This window comes from Xanthobacter autotrophicus ATCC 700552, from assembly GCF_043194565.1.
GTDB classification, from domain to species: Bacteria; Pseudomonadota; Alphaproteobacteria; order Rhizobiales; family Xanthobacteraceae; genus Xanthobacter; species Xanthobacter autotrophicus_F.
Map to the genome: position 1 here is coordinate 25,160 of NZ_JBAFVS010000023.1, position 20,373 is coordinate 45,532.

Below are 20,373 nucleotides of genomic sequence, written 5' to 3' on the forward strand. Positions count from 1 at the left end.
TGGCTATAGAGCAGATGCGGGAAAAGTTGAATGCATGCCGGCGCAGCTCTTGCCGCACTGGACAGGCCCGGCGAAGCATGAATTCCTCCACCGATGCCCGAGACGTCGCGCCGCCCCGGACCCGCCCCCATGTCGCCGCCCCAGTCCAAAGCCATGTCGCCCCCCGCCCCCCGGCCCTCGCCGCGCCCCCGCAAGCCGCTGCTCGACCGGCTGAAGGGGTGGCTCGCCGACCATGATCCTGGCGGGGTCGATCTCACCCGGGCGTTCCATCTGGGCGTTTCGTTCGTGATCGTCATCCTGGTGGGCTACGCGACCTCGAGCGCGTTCCGGCTGGGCATGGATGTCACCTTTCCCATGATGGCCGGCTGCGCGGCGCTGGTGATGATCAGCTTCAATCCGGCGGCGAGCGTCGGCGCCGAGGCGCGCACCATGGCGCGCCTGTTCGGCCTCGGCTTTGCCTTCCTGCTGGCGGTGACGCTGGTGGGTCCCGGCGAGGGGCCGGGCAACGACATCGTCCAGAAGCTGCTGCTCATCCCGCTCGCCTTCTTCGCGCTGGCGCTGCGGCGCTACGGCATGGAGGGGCAGAGGCTCGGCCTCGCGCTCATCGTGGTCGCCACGGTCGGCACCATCCTCATGCCAACGCGGATCGAGGGGGCGCTGCTGCTGGCCGCCTTCTGCCAGGGCGCCCTGGTGGCGGCGGCGGTGCGGCTTTCCCCATGGCGGCCCTCCGCCGTGAACGCCTTCGTCGAGACCACGCTGGATATGCAGCGCGAGGTGGCGACCTATCTGCGCGAGCTGTCGGAGGCGGTGCGCCATGGCCGGCATTTCCCGGAAGAGGCGAACGACGCGCTGGAGAATCTGCGTGGGCGCATCTGGAATGCCCTCGCCTCGGCCATCGCCGAGGACCCCGCCGCCCAGGCGGACTTCGAGCGCTTGCGGGTGCGCTTCTATCGGCTGCGGGTGGCGGTGGAACTGCTCGCCAGCTGCGTGCCCGAGAAGGCCCCGAACGCGCCGGACTGGCGCCACCCCTTCGCCGCCGCCGCCGATCACATCGCCCGGAGGCTGGAGGCGGTGAACGTCTCCGACGTGCATGCGGAGGAGCGCTACGAGCGCGCGGTGGCATCCCTGCGCCACATCGCCTTCGCGCCGGAGCTGCCGCCGGACGCCCGCTTCGCGCTGCTGCGGGCGCTGACCGCGTTCGACCGCCTCTCCCTCGTGGTCACCGGCATCGCCGCCGCCGAGACCGCGCCCTTCCCGCCGCCCCATGACGATCACACCGGAGCCAACCGACCCGCGCCACGCGTCATCCCCGCTCTGGTCAAGACGCCGGACGGCCGGCGCACCCTGTCCGCGCCCATGCGCGTCGCCTGCCAGGGCGCCATCGCCACCGCCGTCACCACCGCCCTCGACCTCGGGGTGCATCTCGACCACGCCTATTGGGCGACCATGACCGTCATGTTCGTCATCGGCAACAGCGTCGGCGAGACCTATATGCGGGTGCGCTACCGCACCGTCGGCACGCTCATCGGCGTGGTGCTGGGCATGGCCCTGTTCCTGGGCCTCGGCCCCAATATCTGGATCATGGCCGCCTTGTGCATGGTGGCCCAGATGATCGCCCTCGTCACCCAGAAGGACCGCTACGACGTGGCGTCCGCCGCCGTGGGCCTGTCCGTGGTGCTGGGGCTGCACATCATTTCCGGGCTCGGTACCGAGGGCATGCTGGCGCGCATCTACGAGACCGCCATCGGCGCCGCCATCGCCCTGGTGGTGTCCTACCTGGTGCTGCCGGTGTATCTGGCCGAGCAGCTGCGGCCGGAGGTGAAGGCGCTGGTGCGCCGGTCACGCGCCGCCTTCGCCTCCTGGTGGCCCCACAAGGGGGAGAAGGCGAGCGTCTCCGCCCTCGCCCAGGACGTGCGGGCCATGGGCACGCGCCTGCCCAATCTCGGCGCCGAGCAGGTGTTCGGCCATTCGGCGGGGGACGCGGCCAACATCGTCTCCACCCTCGACGTGCTCATCACCTATCTCGCCCTCATGGAAGACGTGGCCCTGCGCCTATCCGCCATGGGCGCCGATGCGCGGGAGGAGGTGGTGGCCGTGGTGGAGGCCGCGCGCTCGCGCATCCTCACCGGCTTCGAGGTGGTGCTGGGTGAGGCGGGCAGCGGCAGCGCCGATGCCGCAACCCCGGCGGTGGACGCCGCCGTCTCCACCGTGCTGGGCATGGCGGACGATCCCGCCGTGATGGAGCTGCTGCCCCTGGTGGCGGACTATCTGGCCTATTCCGACGCGGTGCTGCGCCCCCTGCGCGAACTCAACGCGGCGCTGAACGACGCCGTGCCCTGGCGCAAGGAGGAGATGATCGCCGCCGGCCGCGCGGCGGCCACCGCGACCATCGGCAAGCGGTGAGGGCGCGCGCCATGCGGCAATACGGCATGCGGAACGCAGGGTGCAGTCCCCTCATCGCAGTGTGGCCCCTCACCCCCGGCCCCTCTCCCGCAAGGGGAGAGGGGAGCGGCACCAGGAAACCGGCCCCCTTGAGCGGCATGACTCCCTCTCCCCTTGCGGGGACCTGCTCCCTCTCCCCTTGCGGGAGAGGGCCGGGTGAGGGGTCGCGCTGGCTCTCAACTCCCCACGGGCTTGAAATGCTTGGAAAGCTTCAGCCCCTGGCCCTGGTAGTGGGAGCGCATGTCGGCGCCGTAGAGGGTGCCGGGGCGACCCGCCATGCGCTCATAGACGAGACGGCCTACCGTCTGGCCGTGCTCCAAAATAAAGGGCACCTCCCGCGAGCGCACCTCCAGCACCGCCCGCGCGCCGCGCCCGCCGGCCGCCGGATTGCCGAAGCCGGGATCGAAGAAGCCGGCGTAATGCACCCGGAACTCGCCCACCAAGGGATCGAACGGCACCATCTCCGCCGCATAATCCGGCGGCACGTGCACCGCCTCCCGCGAGGCGAGGATGTAGAAGGCGTCGGGGTCCAGCACCAGGCCCGCCGTGCGGCCCGGACGGACCCGGATGGGCTCCCAGAAGTCCTCCACGTCGAGCACGCCGGCCTCGTCCACGTCGATGACGCCGGTATGCTTCTTGGCGCGGAAGCCCTGCAGGCCGGCGATCACCTCTCCGGCGAGATCGACCCCCAGCGCGATGCCCCCCGCCGCCACGTCCGGCTGGGCGGCGTCCACCAGGCATTCGGCCGACTGGAGGCTCAGGAGTTCGAGGTCCGACAGCCGCGAGACGCCGCGACGGAAGCGCACCTGCGACAGGCGCGAGCCGGTGCGCACCAGGATGGGGAAGGTGCGCGGGGAGATTTCCAGATAGAGCGGGCCGTTATAGCCCGCCGGAATGGTATCGAAGGCGCGCGCCCCGTCGGTGATGACGCGCACGAACACGTCGAGCCGGCCGGTGGAGCTTTTGGGGTTTGCCGCCGCCGCAAGGTCAAGGGGCAGCTTGAGGCGCTCGAACAATTCCACCAGATAGACGCAGCCGGTCTCCAGCACGGCGCCCTTGGCCAGGTCGAAATCGTGCAGGGCGAGGTCGGCGAGGCGCTCCTTCACCGAGACCCCCGCCCCCGGCAGGAAGCTCGCGCGCACCCGCCACGCCGTGCGGCCGAGCCGCAGGTCCAGGCTCGCCGGCTGGATCTGGTCCACGTCGAGCGGCCGGCGGCAGGAGATGCCACCCGTCGCCTTCAGCGCCGAAATGGCCTCGGCGGGCAGGATGCCGGGCTTCTGATGCTCCGTCGCTCGCACCGTCATATCCGCTTCCCCGTCCCATTTGTTCGCTTTACCGGACGAAGCCCTTGACGCCAAGGGGAGGCCGGGCGTTTACTGCTGCTCACTCGTGGTGAATTTGAGCCGGCCCGCTTGCAGCCACGTTAAACAACCTTGCTAAAAGGCCGGGGACGAACAGACGGGCAAGCCGCGCGCGCCGCACACCGGCCACCGCGGCGGCAAACCGCGCCTGATCCCCTCGGCCTCCCCCGGAGACCGTCATGTCCGTGGCGCAAAAGCCAGCCCCCAAATTCGTCCCGAAAGATCCCCTTACACTCCACCCGGAGACGCGCCTAGTCCATGGCGGCACCACGCGCTCGCCCTACGGCGAGACCTCCGAGGCGCTCTTCCTGACCCAGGGCTTCGTCTACGACAATGCGGAATCCTGCGAGGCCCGCTTCAAGGGTGAGGATCCGGGCTTCGTCTATTCGCGCTATTCCAACCCCACCACTGCCATGTTCGAGGAGCGCATGGCGCTGCTGGAAGGGGCGGAGGCGGCGCGGGCGACGGCCTCGGGCATGGCGGCGGTGAACGCGGCGCTGCTGTGCCAGCTCTCCGCCGGCGACCATGTGGTGGCGGCGCGCGCGCTGTTCGGCTCGTGTCGCTGGATCCTGGAGGACTTCCTGCCGCGCTTCGGCGTCGAGACCACGCTGGTGGATGGCAAGGACCTTGGCGCCTGGCAGGCGGCGGTCAAGCCCAGCACCAAGGTGTTCTTCCTGGAGAGCCCCACCAATCCCACACTGGAGCTGATCGACATCGCGGCGGTGGCGCAGATCGCCCACAAGGCCGGCGCTCGCCTCGTGGTGGACAATGTGTTCGCCACGCCCCTGCTGCAGCATCCGTTCGAGCTGGGCGCGGACATCGTGGTCTATTCCACCACCAAGCATGTGGACGGCCAGGGCCGCTGCCTCGGCGGCGTCATCCTCTCCTCCCAGCAGTTCGTGACCGATCACCTGCAGACCTTCCTGCGCCAGACCGGCCCCTCCATCTCCCCCTTCAACGCCTGGATCATGCTGAAGGGCCTGGAGACGCTGGCGCTCCGGATCGAGCGCATGCAAGCGAGCGCGGGCCGCATCGCCGATGCGCTGGCGGGCCTGCCCGGGATCGAGACGGTGATCTATCCCGGCCGCGCCGACCATCCGCAGGCGGAGCTGGCCCGCCGGCAGATGAAGGGCGGCGGCACCCTCGTCACCTTCGTGGTGGAGGGCGGCAAGGAGGGCGCCTTCCGCTTCGCCAACGCGCTCGGGCTGATCCGCATCTCCAACAACCTGGGGGATGCCAAAAGCCTCATCACTCATCCAGCCACCACCACCCACCAGCGATTCTCGCCGGAGGCCCGCGCCGAGATGGGGATTTCCGACGGCCTGCTTCGGCTTTCCGTGGGGCTTGAGCACCCGGACGACCTCGTCGCCGATCTCGCCGCCGCCGCTGGGGCCTTGTAAAAGCTCTATTCCCGGCACGCGACGGCGCGGACTGTTGCACCCGGACCGCAACGCGGGTTCACTGTGGGCCGCGGGAGCATTTTCTCCCGCGGTGAGGGGAGCTCGAGCGGGTATGTACCGCGCCATCACTCGAAATATTCAGGTGACCGCGACGCCGCGTTATGTGGCGGAGCGTTCAGAGGCCGACCAGGGCCGTCATTTTTGGGCTTATACCGTCGAAGTGGCCAATTTGGGCCAGGAGACCGTGCAACTGAAGGGTCGCCACTGGATCATCACTGACGCCAACGGGCACACCGAGGAGGTCCACGGCGCGGGCGTGGTGGGCGAGGAGCCCACACTGCCCCCCGGCAGCCGCTTCGAATACACCAGCGGCGTCGCGCTCAATACCTCCACCGGGATCATGAACGGGCACTATGAGATGCTCGCCGGCAACGGCGACACCTTCTCCATCGAGATCCCGGCCTTCTCGCTCGATGTGCCGGACGTGCGCCGGGTTCTCAACTGAAAAACGCCGCGGGCGAGAGCATTTTCCGTGTACTCCGGTTCGCGGGAAATGCTCTATCCCGTTTGCGCATCGCATTTTTTTAACGCCGGCCGGTATCCACTTCGCTCGAAAACATTTTTAGGGGAAGGGGGACGTCATGCACGCCGCGCGCATACCAACGGTGGAGGCCGAGGCCGTTTCGGTGCTCAGCCTGCGCCCGGTGGCGGCGACGCTCGGCGTCCTCCTGTCCATCCTCGGCGTCGCCATGCTGCTGCCGGCGGCGGTGGATTTCGCCGCACGGTCCGGCGGACAGAGCGCCTTCGTCGGCGCCTCGGCCATCACCATCTTCGTCGGCGTGCTGCTGTGGATGAGCGGGCGCAGCCAGAAGGTGAGCAAGCTTGACCTCCGGCAGGCCTTCCTCCTGACCACCTCGGTCTGGGTGGTGCTGTCGCTGTTCGCCGCCCTGCCGCTCATGTGGGGCCACGCGCGGCTGTCCTTCACCAGCGCCATATTCGAGAGCATGTCCGGGCTCACCACCACGGGGGCGAGCGTGATGTCGGGGCTCGACGCCATGTCGCCCGGCATCCTTTTGTGGCGGGCGCTGCTGCACTGGTTCGGTGGCATCGGCATCGTCGCCATCGCCATCGCCGTATTGCCCGTGCTCTCCATCGGCGGCATGCAGCTGTTCCGCACCGAATCGTCCGACAAGTCGGAAAAGTTCCTGCCGCGCGCCGGCGCCATCGCCAAGCGCCTGCTCATTGCCTATGTGCTGCTCACCGCCATCTGTGCCGGCTTCTTCCTGGTGGCCGGGCTGAAGCCCTTCGATGCCGTCACCATCGCCATGTCCACCCTGTCGAGCGGCGGCTTCGCCAATTCGGACTCCTCGCTCTCGGTGTTCGCCAAGCCGGCGGTGGACTATGTGGCCGTGGTCTTCATGCTCATGGCCGCCCTGCCCTTCCCGCTCTATGTGCGCGCCCTGTCCGGCGACCCGTGGCGGATCTTCTCCAATCCGGAGGTGCGGCTGTTCTTCGCCATCGTGGCGGTGTTCACCACCCTCTCCTTCCTGCAGCTCACCTTCAGCGGCGTCGCCTCCGGCGAGACGGCGCTGCGCTGGGCGCTGTTCACCGTCGCCTCGCTCATTTCCACCACCGGCTTCATGGCGGCGGACTACACAAATTGGGGCGCGAGCTCGGACGCCATCTTCTTCGTGCTGATGTTCATGGGCGGCTGCACCGGCTCCACCTCCGGCGGCCTGAAGGCGCTGCGCCTCGCCATCACCGCCAAGGCGATCCACCAGCACCTGAAGCGCATTTCCTTCCGCGCCGGCGTGTTTCCCCTGCGCTACGGCGGCGCGCCGGTGGCGGACGACGTGGTGGCCTCGGTGCTGTCCTTCGTCTTTCTCTATCTGCTCACCTTTTTCCTCTTCGGCGTCGCCCTCAACATGCTCGGCCTTGACGTGAGGACCGCTTTCTCCGCCACCATCGCCTGCCTTGCCAATGTGGGGCCGGGGCTGGGGCCGCTGGTGGGGCCGGCGTCCAACTACAGCGTCCTGCCCGACTCCGCCCTGTGGCTGCTCACGGCGGCCATGCTGCTGGGCCGGCTGGAAATCCTCACCGTGCTGGTGCTGTTCCTGCCACGCTTCTGGGTCCGCTGACCCGGCATTGCGCGCGGCGCCAAGCCCGCGCGGCGTTTGAGCGGAGGCACCCACAAAGCCCGCGCGGCGCCTGAGCGAAGGTCCCAAAGGAGTCCGCGCGGCGTTTGAGCGTGACCCCTCAGAAATGCGCCATGTAGCCGCCGTCCACCGCCAGCACATGGCCGGTGACGTAGGAGGCCGCGGGTGAGGCAAGGAACACCACCGCCCCCGCCACCTCGTCCGGCCGCCCCCAGCGGCCCAGCGAGGTGCGGCGCGACAGCCATTCCCCCACCGCCTGGTCACGCGCCAGCTCGGCATTGGGCTCGGTGAGGAAATAGCCGGGCGCGATGGCGTTCACCGTGATGGCGTGCGGACCGAGGTCGGCCGCGAGCGCCCGCGTCAATGCTTCCAGACCGCCCTTGGCGGTGGTGTAGGCGGCATCCCCCGCCCGCGACAGCGGCCCGGCGATGGATGTGATGTTGATGATGCGCCCGCCCTTGCCGCGCGCCACCATGCCTTTCGCCACCTCACGCGTGAGATGGGCGGGGGCGAAGAGGTCCAGTTCCACGAGCCGGCGGAACGCGGCGTCGTCCATGTCGAGGAAGCCGCGCCGGTCGCGGGCGCCGGCATTGTTGACCAGAATGTGGATGGGCGGCGCCGTGGCGATGGCCCGGGTGACCGCATCGGCATCGCACACGTCGAGCACGAACGGCTCGGCCTTGCCGCCCTTGCGGATGATGGCGGTCACCGCCGGGCCGAGGCGGGCCGCATCGCGGCCGTTCACCAGCACATGGGCCCCCGCCAGAGCGAGGGCGGTCGCGATCTCATAGCCGAGGCCGGCCACCGAGCCGGTGACGAGGGCGGTCCGGCCGTCCAGCGAGAAGGGATGGGTCAAGGCGGGCTCCCGGCCATTGGGCATGCCCCCTTTCCTACCGTCTGGCGCACGCATCGGCCAAGCAGTCAGGCCAGAAGAAAGCCCAGCAGCGCGCCGCAGATGGCGCCAAAGAACAGGCCGCCGTCATGCAGGGCAAGGGCGAGGCGGCTGGGCGGGCCGGCCCGATAGATCCAGGCGGTGGCGCCCACGGTGGCCACCGACCAGCCGGCCCCCACGCAGATGAGGGCGGCGGTGATGGTCTCCGGCGTCCCCAGGCTCTGCAGCGGGATGCCGATAGCCACCAGCAGCGCGCCGGCAACGGCAATCACCACCGGCGGCACGCGATCCCCCACGAAGGCGAGGGGCACGGCGGGCGCATACATGGCCGCCACATGCAGGGCGATGAAGCCGAACACCGCCGCCCCGCCGATGCCGCAGCCCACCAGCGCCAGCGGCGCGCCGGACATGACGGTGTTCATGCCGAACCAGGCGACGCCGCCCACCAGGGTCGGCCACAGGATGGCGGACAGGGGCGCCCTTGCCCTGGGACGGAACACGGTGGTGGGGTCCGCGGCGAGGGTGACCGCGACCCCGAGGGAACAGGTGTGCGCAAGGGCTGCCAGTGCAGCGGCGCCCACGAGGAAATAGGGCGCGGCGAGCTGCTCGGCGAAGCCCGCGAGCGTCGGCCCGGCGAAGGCGGCGGCAACACCGCCCGCAAGAACGCCGGCCGTGGCGGCGGCGGGCCGGCCGCTCGCGGCGGCGGCCTCGTGCCGGTAGAAGAAGGAGAAGCCCTGCGCCATGCCGAGCCACAGGGCGCCCAGGCAGGCCCAGGCGAACTGCCGCTGCATCAGCCCCGCCACCAGCAGCGCCCCGCCGGCGATGCCCAGCGACGCGCCGAGCGCAAACCCGGTGCGCCGGCCGAACGCGTCGCGCAGGAAGGATGCCGGGAAGGAGGCAAGCGCGGCGCCCAGCAGCATGGCCGCGAACGGCCAGGTGACCAGCTCCGGACGCGGCGCCAGCTGGGCGCCGGCGAGCGGCAGGGCGGCGGAGGCCACCGTCTGCGCCAGCACGGCAAACGCGAACCCCAAGGCCAGGCCAAAGGTGGAGACCGGGCGCGGCCCGTTGTCGTTGGCGGGGGCGTCCAGCTGCGGATCGCAGACGCAGACCAGCATGCCTGCGCGGGGTTCGGGGGCGGACGCGATGCGCCTCATGGCTTGGAGGCACCGTTTCGGCGCAGGCCCGCCGGAGTCGTGTTCGCCGGGGCCGCGCCTGAACTGGGCAGGTCGTCGTCCGACAGGACGCGCACGGCAGCCCCGTCGAGGTCGTCATACTGGCCGCTCTTGAGGCTCCACAGGAAGGCGAAGAGGCCAGTGAGGCCGAGCAGCAGGGCGAGCGGCAGGAGATAGACGAGGACGTTCACGCGGCCGCCTCCTCCAGTGTGCGGGCATCGCCGCCGGCAGGGGCCGCGGCGTCGGTTGCTTCATCCTTGCGCCCCGGCCGCGCCGCGCGCAAGGCGTTCACGGTCACGAGTATGGAAGAGCCGGACATGGCAAGCGCCGCCACCAGCGGCGTGACAAGGCCGGCAATGGCGAGGGGCACCGCGATCACATTGTAGAGCACGGCCATGGCGAGGTTCTGCCGCATCAGCCGTGCCGCGACCCGCGCCCCGTCCACCGCCGCCAGCACCGGCGCGAGGCGCCGGCCGAGGAACACCGCGTCCGCATGGGCCTGCGTCACCGCGGCGCCCGTGGCGGGGGAAAGGGAAACGGCGGCGGCCGCAAGGGCCGGGGCGTCGTTGAGACCATCACCCACCATCAGCACCCGCCGGCCGTCCACCTTGAGGCGATCGAGCGCGGCAATCTTGTCGGCGGGCTTCAGGCCCGCATCCCAATAAGCGATGCCCAGCGCCTGCGCCACGGGAACCACCGCGGCCTCCCGGTCGCCGGAGAGGATGCGCACCTCAAGGCCGCGGGCCTTCAGCGCGTCCACCACCTCCAGCGCATCGGGCCGCAGGGCCTGTTGCACCCCCATGACCAGGGTTTGCGCGCCACGGCGCAGCGCAATCAGCGAGGCGCCGTCCGGCAGGCCGGCGGGCATGCTGGCGCCGCAGAAGGCAAGGCTGCCGAGGCGCACGGCCTCGCCGTCCACCATGGCTTCCACGCCCTGCCCGCTCACTTCGGTCACGCCCTCGATGGCCGGCCCGTCGGCGCGCGGGGCGAGCGCCCGGGCCAGCGGGTGGCGGCTCGACAGGGCCAGCCGGCCGGCAAGGCCCACCAGCGCCCGGTCCGCGTCGCGCGGCAGGGCAAGGGCCGGCTCCGGCAGGGTCAGGGTTCCGGTCTTGTCGAACACCACCGTGTCCACGGCGGCGAGGCGCTCCAGCATATCGCCGGCATTGATGAGAAGGCCGGCGCGGAACAGGCGGCCGGTGGCTGTCACCTGCACCGCCGGCACGGCAAGAGCCAGCGCGCAGGGGCAGGTGATGATGAGCACCGCCACCGCGATCATCACCGCATGGTGCAGGTCCGCGCCGGCGAGGAGCCAGCCGATGGCGGCGACCAGCGCCGTCAGGTGCACCATGGGGGCATAGAGGCGCGCTACCCGGTCGGCGAGGCGCACATAGGCGCCCTTCTCGGCGAGCGCACCATCCAGCAGGCGCTGCACGTCGTCCACCAGGGTATTCTCGCCGCCCGCAGTCACCGTGAGGTGCAGAGCGCCCTCGCCGTTGAGGCTGCCGGCATACACCGCATCGCCCGCCTTCAGGGCGCGCGGCAGGGTCTCGCCGGTGACGAGGCTTTCATCGATGCTGGATCGGCCGGAGGCGATGACGCCATCCGCCGCCACCCGCTCGCCGGGGGCGACGAGGATGGTGTCGCCCGGCTGCAGGGCCTGCACCGGCACCAGCACCGGCACCCCGTCGACACCGAGGCGATGGGCCATCTCACCCCGCAGCGCGGCGATGTTGCCGGCCGTGGCGCGGGTGCGCCGGCGCGCCTCATGGTCGAGATAGCGCCCGGCCAGCAGGAAAAACAGCAGCATGATGGCGCTGTCGAAATAGGCGTGGGGCTGGCTCAGCGCCGTCTCCAGCACGCTCATGCCCAGCGCCAGGGTGACGCCGATGGTGATGGGCACGTCCATGTTGAGCCGGCCCGAGCGCACCGCCCGGAACGCGCTCTGGAAGAAGGGCTGGCCCGCATAGGCCGCCGCCGGCAGCGCGATGAGGGCCGAGACCCAGTGGAAGAAATCCCGCGTTTCCGGGGTGATGTCGGTGACGTTGCCCGACCACACCGAGACCGACAGCAGCATGATGTTCATGGCCGCGAAGCCGGCGACGCCGAGGCAGCGCAGCAGCCAGCGGGCGTGGCGTTCCTCGCTCTCCTCGGCACGGCCGGCGAAGGGATGGGCGCGATAGCCCAGGGCTTCCAGCTGGCTCACCACCCGGTCCGGCGAGGTTTCCTCGCGCCAGGCGACGGTGAGGCGGTGGGTGGAATAATTGAGGCGCGCGCGCACCACGCCGGGCAGCGCCTTCACCCCGTCCTCGATCTCGGCGATGCAGGCGGCGCAGTCGATGCCGTCCACCGCAAGGCTCATCTGGGCCAGGCCGTCCTCGGACCGCGCGACAAAGATGGAATAGTCGATCGCCTCAGCCATGGTTCCATCCCCGGGGACTGCGGGGCCCCGCTGCACCGTGCGGCGGAAAGGTGCGGACCCGAAAGAAAAGAAAAGTACGACAGGCCGGCCGGCGCGACGAACCAGCCGGCCTGATCGTATTCAAGGTGCAGGCGACCCTGGACGGCAGCCGCCCGGCAGTCTCGATGCCGCCTCGGGAGGCCGGAGGAAGCCGGTTGCCCGTTCACAGCGGCTTACGGAAGCTGCACGCGATTTTTGGACCGGAACTGACGCTCTCCGCCTTGCGCAAAATCAATCACCAGATCCCACTGGCCCGGACCCGCCGCCGCCGTGGCACGGTAGCGGCCGTCGCCGAGGGGCTCAAGGTCCAGGTCCACGTCGCGCCGGGCGTCGGTGGGGTGCGCGAAGCGCCCGTCCGGGGTCAGTTGCGACAGGGGCGCGCCGGAGGGGTCAAGCACGCGGATCATGACCACGCGGGCCTGGTCGCCCGGCGAAGCCAGTTCCACGGTCACGCTCCAGTGCCGGGCGACCTGGGCCTCCGCGGCGCGGTGCTCGGCCGAGAAGGCGAGGCCGGCCTTGTAGGAACTCTCGGTCTCCACCCCTGCAAAGGTGGAGACCGCAAGCCGCGCCATGAGGAAGTTGACGCCCATGACCACGCCGAAGAAGGCGAGGAGAATCAAGAGCACCGTCCGCCCGGTCAGCTCGCGCGGCCTGCGGGGGACATCCGCATGGGCCATGTCGTCCCTCCCCTGTTTATCCGGTCCGCTGCTCACGGGCCGATGAAGTGATCGTTGACCGCCGCCGTCAAGCCCGAAGCCTTGTCGCGGATGCGGAAGGTGATGGGCAGTGACGCCTGCGCGGCCAGCTTGTCCCGGGTGGTCACCAGCACGCGGATCTCCCGGGTCTGGTCGGGGCCGATGGTGAGGCCGTCGGCATTGTCGCCGATCACCTCCAGGCTGGCGCCGGGCACGCCGTCCGCCGTGAGGACGAAGGTGCGCTCCTCCAGCATCTTGTTGATCAGCCGCACCGTATAGGCGTTGCGGACCGAACCGTCCGACAGCCGCACAAACAGCGGGTTGCGGTCGTGGATGGCGGCGACGCCCTCCGTCGCGCGGCCGAGCAGCGAGGTCAGCATCAGCCCGGCCACCAGGCAGATCAGCACCGCGTAAAGGATGGTGCGGGGCCGGATGATGCGCTGGGTGAACGGCGTGTGGGCCAGCCGCGCCTCAAGATTCGCTTCGCTGTCGTAGGCGATCAGGTCGCGCGGGCGGCCAACCTTCTCCATCACCGTGTTGCAGGCATCAATGCACAGCCCGCACTGGATGCAGGGCAGTTGCATGCCCAGTCGGATGTCCACGCCGGTGGGACAGACCGCGACGCACTGGCCGCAATCGACGCAATCGCCCGCCGGCTGGCCCTTCTCGCGGGCGGCCTCGGCCTTCTTCAGCGAGCCGCGCGGCTCGCCGCGGTCGTAGGCGTAGGTGACGTTGAGCGCATATTCGTCGGTGAGCGCGGCCTGGATGCGCGGCCACGGGCACATATAGGTGCACACCTGCTCGCGCATGTGGCCGGCAAGCGCATAGGTGGTGAAGGTCAAAACGCCGATGGACATGTAGGCCACGGCCGGCGCCTGGAAGGTGGCAAGCTGCACCACCAGGGTAGGCGCATCGGCGAAGTAGAGCACCCAGGCGCCGCCGGTCCACCAGGCGATGAGCAGCCAGACGGAGTGCTTCAGCGTCTTGTGGGCAAACTTGTCGATGGTCCAGGGCGCAGCGTCCGCGCGCATGCGCTCGCGCCGGTCACCCTCGATGAGGCGCTCCACCGCCATGAACAGGTCGGTCCAGACCGTCTGCGGGCACAGGTAGCCGCACCACACGCGCCCGGCCACCGCATTCATCAAAAACAGGATGAGCGCCGCGAGGATGAGCAGGCCGGCAACGTAGTAGAATTCCTGCGGCCAGATTTCCAGAAAGAAGAAATAGAAGCGGCTCGATGGAAAATCGATCAGAACCGCCTGACTCGGCGCATCGGGACCCCGATCCCAGCGCACGAAAGGCAGGAAATAGTAAATGCCGAGCGTAACCGCGAGCACGATCCACTTGATGGTGCGAAACCGGCCGTGGACGGTCTGCGGATAGATCTGGCGACGGGCCTCATAGAGCGGAATATCGTCGGGGTCGGCCACGGTGGCGGCGGCGGCGGCCTTCTGCTCGGATTTCGTGGTCAGGGCAGTCATGGGTTGCTTGCCGAAGGTTGGCCAGCCACCTTGGGCCGGCGATGCGGGTTGAGGGCGGGCCCTCGGTGGGCCGGCTCTGGTCTCGGGACATCCGCCCGGCGCCGACACAACAACATTCATAGCTTAGAATGTTTGGCCGGGCCTTCGGGCGAAAGGTCGCGCCGTCGATTGGTCGCGCGACTTTTTGGCTCCCCCTGCGCCCCGCGTCGGCTCCCCTCGATGCCGGCGCGTGCTCCCGTTTTGCTCCTGCCGGATGGACGACGGTCGCCCGAACTGCTCGGACTGCGTCACCCCATTGGCCGATCCGCCCCCGCTCGGAAAGAGCACGCGCCGGACCGGGCAATAGCCCAGATCCGGCGCGGTTCACGTTTCAGTCTGCGCGCCCGGCCGGCGCGGAGCAAGCCGGGCCGGCCCTGCAGCTTGCGTCAGCGTCCGCCGCCGAGCGAATGCACGTAGACGGTGAGAGCCTTGATGGTGGTCGGATCAATGCGCGCGTGCCACGCCGGCATCACGTTGCCGCGGCCGTTGACGACGCCGTACTCGATGCTGGCCTTGTCCGAGCCATAGAGCCAGATGCCGTCGGTGAGGTTGGGGGCGCCCAGTTCCTGGTTGCCCTTGCCGTCGTCGCCATGGCAGGCGGCACAATTGGCGGCATACACTTCCTGGCCCTTGGCGAAATCGGCGCCGGGCTGGGCAATGCCGGACAGGGTCCGCACATAGTCCGCCACCGCCGAGATTTCCGGCTTCTGGAGGATGCCGTCGCGGCCGAAGGCGGGCATGGAGCCGGTGCGGGCCTCGGCATCGCCGGAGCGGATACCGTACTGGATGGTCTGCTGGATCTGCTCCAGCGAACCGCCCCACAGCCAGTCGTCGTCATTGAGGTTGGGGTAGCCCGTGGCCCCGCCGCCACCGGCGCCGTGGCACGGCGCGCAATTGTCGGCGAAGGCGACGCGCCCCTGGGCCCGGGCGAGGGTGAGCAGCGCCGGCGTCTGCTCGATCTGCTCGAGCGAGGCGTTGGCGAGCTTGGCCCCGCTCTCGGCGCGCAGCGCCTGGAGATCAGCGATCTGAACCTGGATGGCCGAGCGCGAATTCCAGCCGAGCAGGCCCGGCGTCGCCGAGTTGATCAGCGGCCATGCGGGGAACAGGATCCAGTAGCCGATGGCCCAGACGATGCAGGCGTACCACACCCACAGCCACCACCGCGGAAGCGGGTTGTTCAGCTCCGAGATGCCATCCCATTCGTGACCAGTGGTCGAGACGCCGGTTGCGGCATCCACCCTGCCATGGTGGGTATCTTGAGTCGTGCTCACGGGATCAATCCTCTTTGAGCGGGATGTTGGCGGCGTCGTCGAATTCCTTCTTCCTCGTTTTCGAGGGCCAGAAGACGTAGGCGATCACCAGCAGGAAACCGAGAACGAAGAGCACGAGGCCCCAGGTCTGGGCGAAGGACGCGAGCCAGAGATAGGTCTCGTGCATCAGCTCACCTCACGTTGGCTTGGTTGTCGTAGAGCTTGAAGTCCACGAGCGTGCCCAGCATCTGGAGGTAGGCGATGAGCGCGTCGGCCTCGGTGAGCTCGCCGGGATTGCCGTCGAAGTCACGGGCCTGGGCCTTGGGATAGCGCTTGTCGAAACCGCTGGTGTCGCCATCGGTCGTGGACTGGGCCTTCAGGTCGTCCTGGACGCTTGCGATCATCTCGTCCGTGTAGGGGACGCCGAGCAGCTTGAGGTCCTTCAGGTCGGCCGCAAGGTGCTTGGTGTCGAGCCTGGTCTGGGTGAGCCAGGGATAGCTCGGCATGATGGAGGCCGGCACCACGGCGCGCGGGTTGTGGAGATGCTCGCGCTGCCACAGGTCCGAATACTTGCCGCCCACGCGGGCGAGGTCCGGGCCGGTGCGCTTGGAGCCCCACTGGAACGGGTGGTCGTACATGCTCTCGGCCGCCAGCGAATAGTGGCCGTAGCGCTCCACCTCGTCACGCAGCGGGCGGATCTGCTGCGAGTGGCAGTTGTAGCAGCCCTCGCGCACATAGATGTTGCGTCCCGCCAGTTCGAGCGGGGTGTAGGGGCGCATCCCCTCGACCTTCTCGATGGTGCTCTTCAGGTAGAAGAGCGGCGCGATTTCCACCAGGCCGCCGATCGAGATCACGATCAGGATGCCCAGCATCAGCCAGTAGGAGTGCTTTTCGAAGATCTGGTGCTTGGTCCAGATGGAGGTGCCTTGCGTTGCCATGAGTGCCTCCTCATTCCGCAGGCGCAAGGGCGAGCGACTGCTCGGCCGCCGCTTCGGGCATGGTGATGGTCTTCCAGATGTTCCAGGCCATGATCAGGGCACCCGACAGGAACAGGATGCCGCCGAGGGCGCGGATGACGTAGAGCGGGTGCATGGCCTCAACGCTCTCGATGAACGAGTATTCGAGGAAGCCGAGCTGGGTGTAGGCGCGCCACATCAGGCCCTGCAGGATGCCAGCCACCCACATGGAGGAGATGTAGAGCACGATGCCGAGGGTCGAGACCCAGAAGTGCCAGGACACAGCCTTGAGCGAGTACATTTCGCGCTTGTTCCACAGCCAGGGCACCAGGCAGTAAATGGCGCCGAAGGAGATGTAGGCGACCCAGCCGAGCGCACCGGAATGCACGTGGCCGATGGTCCATTCGGTGTAGTGGCTCAGCGAGTTGACCGCCTTCACCGACATCATCGGGCCTTCGAAGGTGGACATGCCGTAGAAGGCCACGGCCACCACCATCATGCGGATGATCGGGTCGGTGCGCAGCTTGTCCCAGGCCCCCGAGAGGGTCATCAGACCGTTGATCATGCCGCCCCAGGAGGGCATCCACAGGATGATCGAGAAGGTCATGCCCAGGGTCTGCGCCCAGTCCGGCAGCGACGTGTAGTGGAGGTGATGCGGGCCGGCCCAGATGTAGATGAAGATCAGCGCCCAGAAGTGGACGATGGACAGCCGGTAGGAATAGACCGGCCGCTCCGCGCGCTTCGGGATGAAATAATACATCAGGGCGAGGAAGCCGGCGGTGAGGAAGAAGCCCACCGCGTTATGGCCGTACCACCACTGGAACATGGCGTCCTGAACGCCCGACCAGAGAATGTAGGACTTGGGCGAGAACACCGAAACCGGCACCGAGGCGTTGTTGCCGAGATGCAGCACCGCGATGGTGATGATGAAGGCGAGATAGAACCAGTTCGCCACGTAGATGTGGGGTTCCTTGCGCTTCAGGAGGGTGCCCGCGAACACCAGCAGGTAGGTGACCCAGACCACCGTCAGGAACAGGTCCGCATACCATTCCGGCTCGGCGTATTCCTTGCCTTGGGTGATGCCCAGGAGATAGCCCGTGCCGGCGATGACGATGAAGAGATTGTAGCCCAGAACCACGAACCAGGGCGCCAGGTCGCCCAACAGGCGCGCATGGGAGGTTCGCTGGACCACGTAGAAGGAGGTGCCGATCAGCACGTTGCCGCCGAAGGCGAAGATCACCGCCGACGTGTGCAGCGGGCGCAGGCGGCCGAAGGAAATCCAGGGCAGGTCAAGGTTGACCACCGGAAAGGCCAGCTGGAGCGCGGCGATGACCCCCACCAGGAAGCCCGCGATGCCCCAGACGACCGCGGCGATGGTGCAGAACTTCACCACGTCGAAATTGTAGTTGGGCTTGCCGTCGGCATTGACCTGCGGCACGGGCCCGGCCGGCCGGGCCATGTAGCGGTTGCCGATGGCGAACACCGCCGCAATGCTCGCGGCGGCGAACAGATAGGCATGGAAGGCATAGGCCGGCGTGTAGGCCTTTGCGGCCACAATGATCGCGAAGAAGGCGAAGGCGGCGAAAACCACCAGCAGTCCGGCTTCGCCGAACCGCAGGGCCTTCGCCGGCGTCGGGATCGGATCTTGGATTGTTGACATCTGAAAACCCTTCGCGCCGAAGCGTAAAGATTGCACCGGGGACCTCGGCTGGCACCATCGCCCTAGGACCCATTTTCACCTTGACCCATATCAAAGAAGCTCTAGTCAGGCGCGCTGCGACGGGCCGTCGCAATTTTGCCCGCGCCGGCGATCAGCGCCGGCGCGGGCGCGTCATCTCGATCCCTCGCAAAGACCAGCGCAGCTTGGTTGAACGGCCTGCGGCCCGTGTCTCCAGATGCGAACATTTCCACAAAGAACGCCGCGTGAATTGCGGCGATTTAGCGTCGAGATGCCGCATGTCATTTAGTCCAAGGTCTGGCGGAATCTCGCAACGGCAATACCCATGGCCAGCAGCATGAGCGCCACCAGCGCAGCGGCATCCACCCTGAGGTCCGCAAACCCTGATCCCTTCAGCAGGATGCCCCGCACCATCCGCAGGTAGTGGGTGAGCGGCAGCGCCTCGCCGATCCATTGTGCCCACAAGGGCATGCCCGAGAACGGGAACATGAAGCCCGACAGGAGAATCGAGGGCAGGAAGAACATGAAGGACATCTGCACCGCCTGGAGCTGGTTCTGCGCCAGGGTGGAGAAAGTATAGCCGACTGACAGGTTCGCGGTGATGAAGAGCAGGGTGGCCGCCGCGAGGAAAATTGGGCTGCCTTCCAGCGGCACCCCGAACAGCACCATGCCGGAGCCGAGAATCAGGATGGCCTGCACGATGCCCACCAGCACATAGGGGATGATCTTGCCCAGCATGATCTCCACCGGGTGGATCGGCATGGACAGGAGGCTCTCCATGGTGCCGCGCTCGGTCTCGCGGGTCACCGACAGGGCGGTATAGATCAGCATGGTCATGGTGAGGATGGTGCCGAGCAGGCCGGGCACGATGTTGAGCTGGCTGGTGCCGGCCGGGTTGTAGCGCCGGTGCTGGACGATCTCGAACGGCATGGCGCCTGCGGCATCCACGAACCGCTCGCGCACCAAAGCCGAGCTCACCACGCCCGCCAGCGCGGCCAGCGCATTGGCCGAGCCCACCGGGTCGGTGGCATCCGCCGCCACCAGCAGCTGCGGCTGGTCCCCCCGCCGCAGCGCCCGCTCGAAGCCGGCGGGGATCTCCACGAAGAACAGCACCTCGCCGGCGCGGAGCATGTGCTCCGCCTCCTCCGCGCTGCCGGCCTCCTTCACGAAGGCGAAGAAGGCGGTGTTGCGCAACCCGGCGAGGATGGCGCGGCTCGCGTCCGTGTTCTCGTGGGCGAAGACCGCCGTGGGCAGGTGGCGTGGCGTGGTGTTGATGGCGTAGCCGAACAGGATCAGCTGCAGCAGCGGGATCATGATCATGGTGGCGAAGGTCACCCGATCGCGCCGCAGCTGGATGAACTCCTTCACGATCATGGCGCCGACGCGCCGCAGGAAGCCGGCGGTGGCTTTGAGAGCCCTCATCGCAGTTCGTCCTTCGACCGGCTCATGAGATCGATGAACACGTCCTCCAGCGTCGGGGCATCGGCGCGGATGACGAGGCGCGCATCGCTGCGGTAGGGGGCAAGCGCCGCCTCCAGCGCCAACCGATCGCGCCCCGACACATGCAGCGCGGTGCCGAAGGGCGCCACCATCTCCACCCCCTCGAGGGCGGCCAGCTCGCGGGCGAGGTGGGTGACGAGAAGCCCGGCCTCGTGGCCCGCCGCCCCGGCGATCTCGATGGTGACCGTGGCGAGGCCCGCCGCGGCGATCACGCTCTGCACCGTGCCCTGGGCCAGCAACTGGCCGTAGGCGATGTAAGCGATCTCGTGGCAGCGCTCCGCCTCGTCCATGTAATGGGTGGAGACCAGCACGGTGAGCCCTTCCGCCGCGAGGTCGTGGATCTGCGCCCAGAATTCGCGCCGCGCCTTGGGATCGACGCCGGCGGTGGGCTCGTCCAGCAGCAGCAGGTCGGGGCCGGGCAGGATGCAGGCGCCAAGCGCCAGGCGCTGCTTCCAGCCGCCGGAGAGGGCGCCGGCCAATTGCTTGCCGCGCCCCTCCAGACCGAGCCGCTTCAGCGCGTCGGTTGCCGCCTGCTCCGGCTCGGGAACGCCGTAGACGCGGGCCACGAACTCCAGGTTCTCGCGGACCGAAAGGTCCTGGTAGAGCGAGAAGCGCTGCGTCATGTAGCCCACATGCTCGCGGATGCGCCGGGCCTGGGTGAGGATATCCATGCCGAGGCAGGTGCCGCGGCCGGAATCCGGCGTCAGCAGCCCGCACAGCATGCGGATGGTGGTGGTCTTGCCCGAACCGTTGGGACCGAGGAAGCCGTAGATCTGCCCGCGCATGACGCGCATGGAGAGATTGTCCACCACCCGGCGGCCGCCGAAGCTCTTGCAGAGGTTTTCCACCTCGATCGCCACTTCCGGTGCGACGCGGGCGGGCACGGGCGGTGC

17 protein-coding genes and 1 riboswitch are annotated in these 20,373 nt (G+C 68.5%); of the genes, 4 read left to right on the plus strand and 13 right to left on the minus strand.

Going from position 1 to position 20,373, the window contains the following annotated elements; translation table 11 throughout:
* The first annotated feature begins 129 nt into the window (after window positions 1-129).
* Window positions 130-2,403, plus strand: a complete 2,274-nt coding sequence (locus tag V5F48_RS19650) for an FUSC family protein (RefSeq protein ID WP_394260068.1) — start codon at window positions 130-132, stop codon at window positions 2,401-2,403.
* A 215-nt stretch (window positions 2,404-2,618) separates the two neighbouring features.
* On the opposite strand, the gene V5F48_RS19655 is transcribed toward V5F48_RS19650, so the two are convergent.
* A complete protein-coding gene (locus V5F48_RS19655; protein WP_394260069.1) occupies window positions 2,619-3,746 on the minus strand; it encodes a 2'-deoxycytidine 5'-triphosphate deaminase in 1,128 nt (375 codons plus the stop codon).
* A gap of 75 nt (window positions 3,747-3,821) precedes the next feature.
* Window positions 3,822-3,902, plus strand: a riboswitch (SAM riboswitch).
* A gap of 80 nt (window positions 3,903-3,982) precedes the next feature.
* Here V5F48_RS19655 and V5F48_RS19660 point away from each other — a divergent pair.
* The 3 genes from V5F48_RS19660 to V5F48_RS19670 all read left to right on the plus strand — a co-directional run bounded on the left by V5F48_RS19660 (window position 3,983) and on the right by V5F48_RS19670 (window position 7,341).
* Complete coding sequence (locus V5F48_RS19660; protein WP_394260070.1) at window positions 3,983-5,203, plus strand: O-succinylhomoserine sulfhydrylase; 1,221 nt, start codon at window positions 3,983-3,985, stop codon at window positions 5,201-5,203.
* A 112-nt stretch (window positions 5,204-5,315) separates the two neighbouring features.
* Window positions 5,316-5,708: a Co2+/Mg2+ efflux protein ApaG gene (gene apaG, locus V5F48_RS19665; RefSeq protein ID WP_394109683.1), complete on the plus strand. Its 393-nt coding sequence runs from the start codon at window positions 5,316-5,318 to the stop codon at window positions 5,706-5,708.
* Window positions 5,709-5,844: 136 nt separating this feature from the next.
* On the plus strand, window positions 5,845-7,341 hold the full coding sequence (locus V5F48_RS19670) for a TrkH family potassium uptake protein (protein WP_394260071.1): 1,497 nt from the start codon (window positions 5,845-5,847) through the stop codon (window positions 7,339-7,341).
* A 118-nt stretch (window positions 7,342-7,459) separates the two neighbouring features.
* On the opposite strand, the gene V5F48_RS19675 is transcribed toward V5F48_RS19670, so the two are convergent.
* From V5F48_RS19675 to V5F48_RS19730, 12 genes are all read right to left on the minus strand, one after another.
* Entirely contained in the window at window positions 7,460-8,239 is a 780-nt protein-coding gene (locus tag V5F48_RS19675; RefSeq protein ID WP_394260072.1) for an SDR family oxidoreductase, read from the minus strand.
* 41 nt (window positions 8,240-8,280) lie between these two features.
* The gene (locus V5F48_RS19680; RefSeq protein WP_394260073.1) at window positions 8,281-9,405 is read right to left on the minus strand and encodes a hypothetical protein; all 1,125 of its coding nucleotides are present in this window, start codon (window positions 9,403-9,405) and stop codon (window positions 8,281-8,283) included.
* Window positions 9,402-9,614 (minus strand): cbb3-type cytochrome oxidase assembly protein CcoS, encoded by a 213-nt coding sequence (gene ccoS / locus V5F48_RS19685; RefSeq protein ID WP_394260074.1) that lies wholly within the window; start codon window positions 9,612-9,614, stop codon window positions 9,402-9,404. Before ccoS ends, V5F48_RS19680 begins: the two co-directional genes overlap by 4 nt.
* Window positions 9,611-11,842 carry a heavy metal translocating P-type ATPase gene (locus V5F48_RS19690; protein ID WP_394260075.1) on the minus strand — a complete coding sequence of 744 codons (2,232 nt, stop codon included), beginning with the start codon at window positions 11,840-11,842 and terminating at the stop codon, window positions 9,611-9,613. Before V5F48_RS19690 ends, ccoS begins: the two co-directional genes overlap by 4 nt.
* Window positions 11,843-12,054: 212 nt before the next feature.
* On the minus strand, window positions 12,055-12,558 hold the full coding sequence (locus V5F48_RS19695; protein WP_394109677.1) for a FixH family protein: 504 nt from the start codon (window positions 12,556-12,558) through the stop codon (window positions 12,055-12,057).
* Window positions 12,559-12,590: 32 nt separating this feature from the next.
* On the minus strand, window positions 12,591-14,057 hold the full coding sequence (gene ccoG / locus V5F48_RS19700; protein WP_394260076.1) for a cytochrome c oxidase accessory protein CcoG: 1,467 nt from the start codon (window positions 14,055-14,057) through the stop codon (window positions 12,591-12,593).
* A gap of 425 nt (window positions 14,058-14,482) precedes the next feature.
* Window positions 14,483-15,367 carry a cytochrome-c oxidase, cbb3-type subunit III gene (gene ccoP / locus V5F48_RS19705; protein WP_394260077.1) on the minus strand — a complete coding sequence of 295 codons (885 nt, stop codon included), beginning with the start codon at window positions 15,365-15,367 and terminating at the stop codon, window positions 14,483-14,485.
* 4 nt (window positions 15,368-15,371) lie between these two features.
* Entirely contained in the window at window positions 15,372-15,533 is a 162-nt protein-coding gene (locus V5F48_RS19710) for a cbb3-type cytochrome c oxidase subunit 3 (protein ID WP_149575222.1), read from the minus strand.
* A 4-nt stretch (window positions 15,534-15,537) separates the two neighbouring features.
* Entirely contained in the window at window positions 15,538-16,284 is a 747-nt protein-coding gene (gene ccoO, locus V5F48_RS19715; protein ID WP_394260078.1) for a cytochrome-c oxidase, cbb3-type subunit II, read from the minus strand.
* Window positions 16,285-16,294: 10 nt separating this feature from the next.
* Window positions 16,295-17,962 carry a cytochrome-c oxidase, cbb3-type subunit I gene (ccoN, locus tag V5F48_RS19720; protein ID WP_394260079.1) on the minus strand — a complete coding sequence of 556 codons (1,668 nt, stop codon included), beginning with the start codon at window positions 17,960-17,962 and terminating at the stop codon, window positions 16,295-16,297.
* A gap of 303 nt (window positions 17,963-18,265) precedes the next feature.
* Window positions 18,266-19,402 (minus strand): ABC transporter permease, encoded by a 1,137-nt coding sequence (locus V5F48_RS19725; RefSeq protein WP_394260080.1) that lies wholly within the window; start codon window positions 19,400-19,402, stop codon window positions 18,266-18,268.
* On the minus strand, window positions 19,399-20,364 hold the full coding sequence (locus tag V5F48_RS19730; RefSeq protein WP_394260115.1) for an ABC transporter ATP-binding protein: 966 nt from the start codon (window positions 20,362-20,364) through the stop codon (window positions 19,399-19,401). The genes V5F48_RS19725 and V5F48_RS19730 overlap by 4 nt, the downstream gene beginning before the upstream one ends.
* Window positions 20,365-20,373: the final 9 nt, after the last annotated feature.

Excerpts from the sequence above, each read along its gene's own strand:
- V5F48_RS19650 (WP_394260068.1), top strand. The coding sequence starts at position 130 with ATGTCGCCGCCCCAGTCCAAAGCCATGTCGCCCCCCGCCCCCCGGCCC.
- V5F48_RS19655 (WP_394260069.1), bottom strand. The coding sequence starts at position 3,746 with ATGACGGTGCGAGCGACGGAGCATCAGAAGCCCGGCATCCTGCCCGCC.
- V5F48_RS19660 (WP_394260070.1), top strand. The coding sequence starts at position 3,983 with ATGTCCGTGGCGCAAAAGCCAGCCCCCAAATTCGTCCCGAAAGATCCC.
- apaG (WP_394109683.1), top strand. The coding sequence starts at position 5,316 with ATGTACCGCGCCATCACTCGAAATATTCAGGTGACCGCGACGCCGCGT.
- V5F48_RS19670 (WP_394260071.1), top strand. The coding sequence starts at position 5,845 with ATGCACGCCGCGCGCATACCAACGGTGGAGGCCGAGGCCGTTTCGGTG.
- V5F48_RS19675 (WP_394260072.1), bottom strand. The coding sequence starts at position 8,239 with ATGCCCAATGGCCGGGAGCCCGCCTTGACCCATCCCTTCTCGCTGGAC.
- V5F48_RS19680 (WP_394260073.1), bottom strand. The coding sequence starts at position 9,405 with ATGAGGCGCATCGCGTCCGCCCCCGAACCCCGCGCAGGCATGCTGGTC.
- V5F48_RS19690 (WP_394260075.1), bottom strand. The coding sequence starts at position 11,842 with ATGGCTGAGGCGATCGACTATTCCATCTTTGTCGCGCGGTCCGAGGAC.
- V5F48_RS19695 (WP_394109677.1), bottom strand. The coding sequence starts at position 12,558 with ATGGCCCATGCGGATGTCCCCCGCAGGCCGCGCGAGCTGACCGGGCGG.
- ccoG (WP_394260076.1), bottom strand. The coding sequence starts at position 14,057 with ATGACTGCCCTGACCACGAAATCCGAGCAGAAGGCCGCCGCCGCCGCC.
- V5F48_RS19710 (WP_149575222.1), bottom strand. The coding sequence starts at position 15,533 with ATGCACGAGACCTATCTCTGGCTCGCGTCCTTCGCCCAGACCTGGGGC.
- ccoO (WP_394260078.1), bottom strand. The coding sequence starts at position 16,284 with ATGGCAACGCAAGGCACCTCCATCTGGACCAAGCACCAGATCTTCGAA.
- ccoN (WP_394260079.1), bottom strand. The coding sequence starts at position 17,962 with ATGTCAACAATCCAAGATCCGATCCCGACGCCGGCGAAGGCCCTGCGG.
- V5F48_RS19725 (WP_394260080.1), bottom strand. The coding sequence starts at position 19,402 with ATGAGGGCTCTCAAAGCCACCGCCGGCTTCCTGCGGCGCGTCGGCGCC.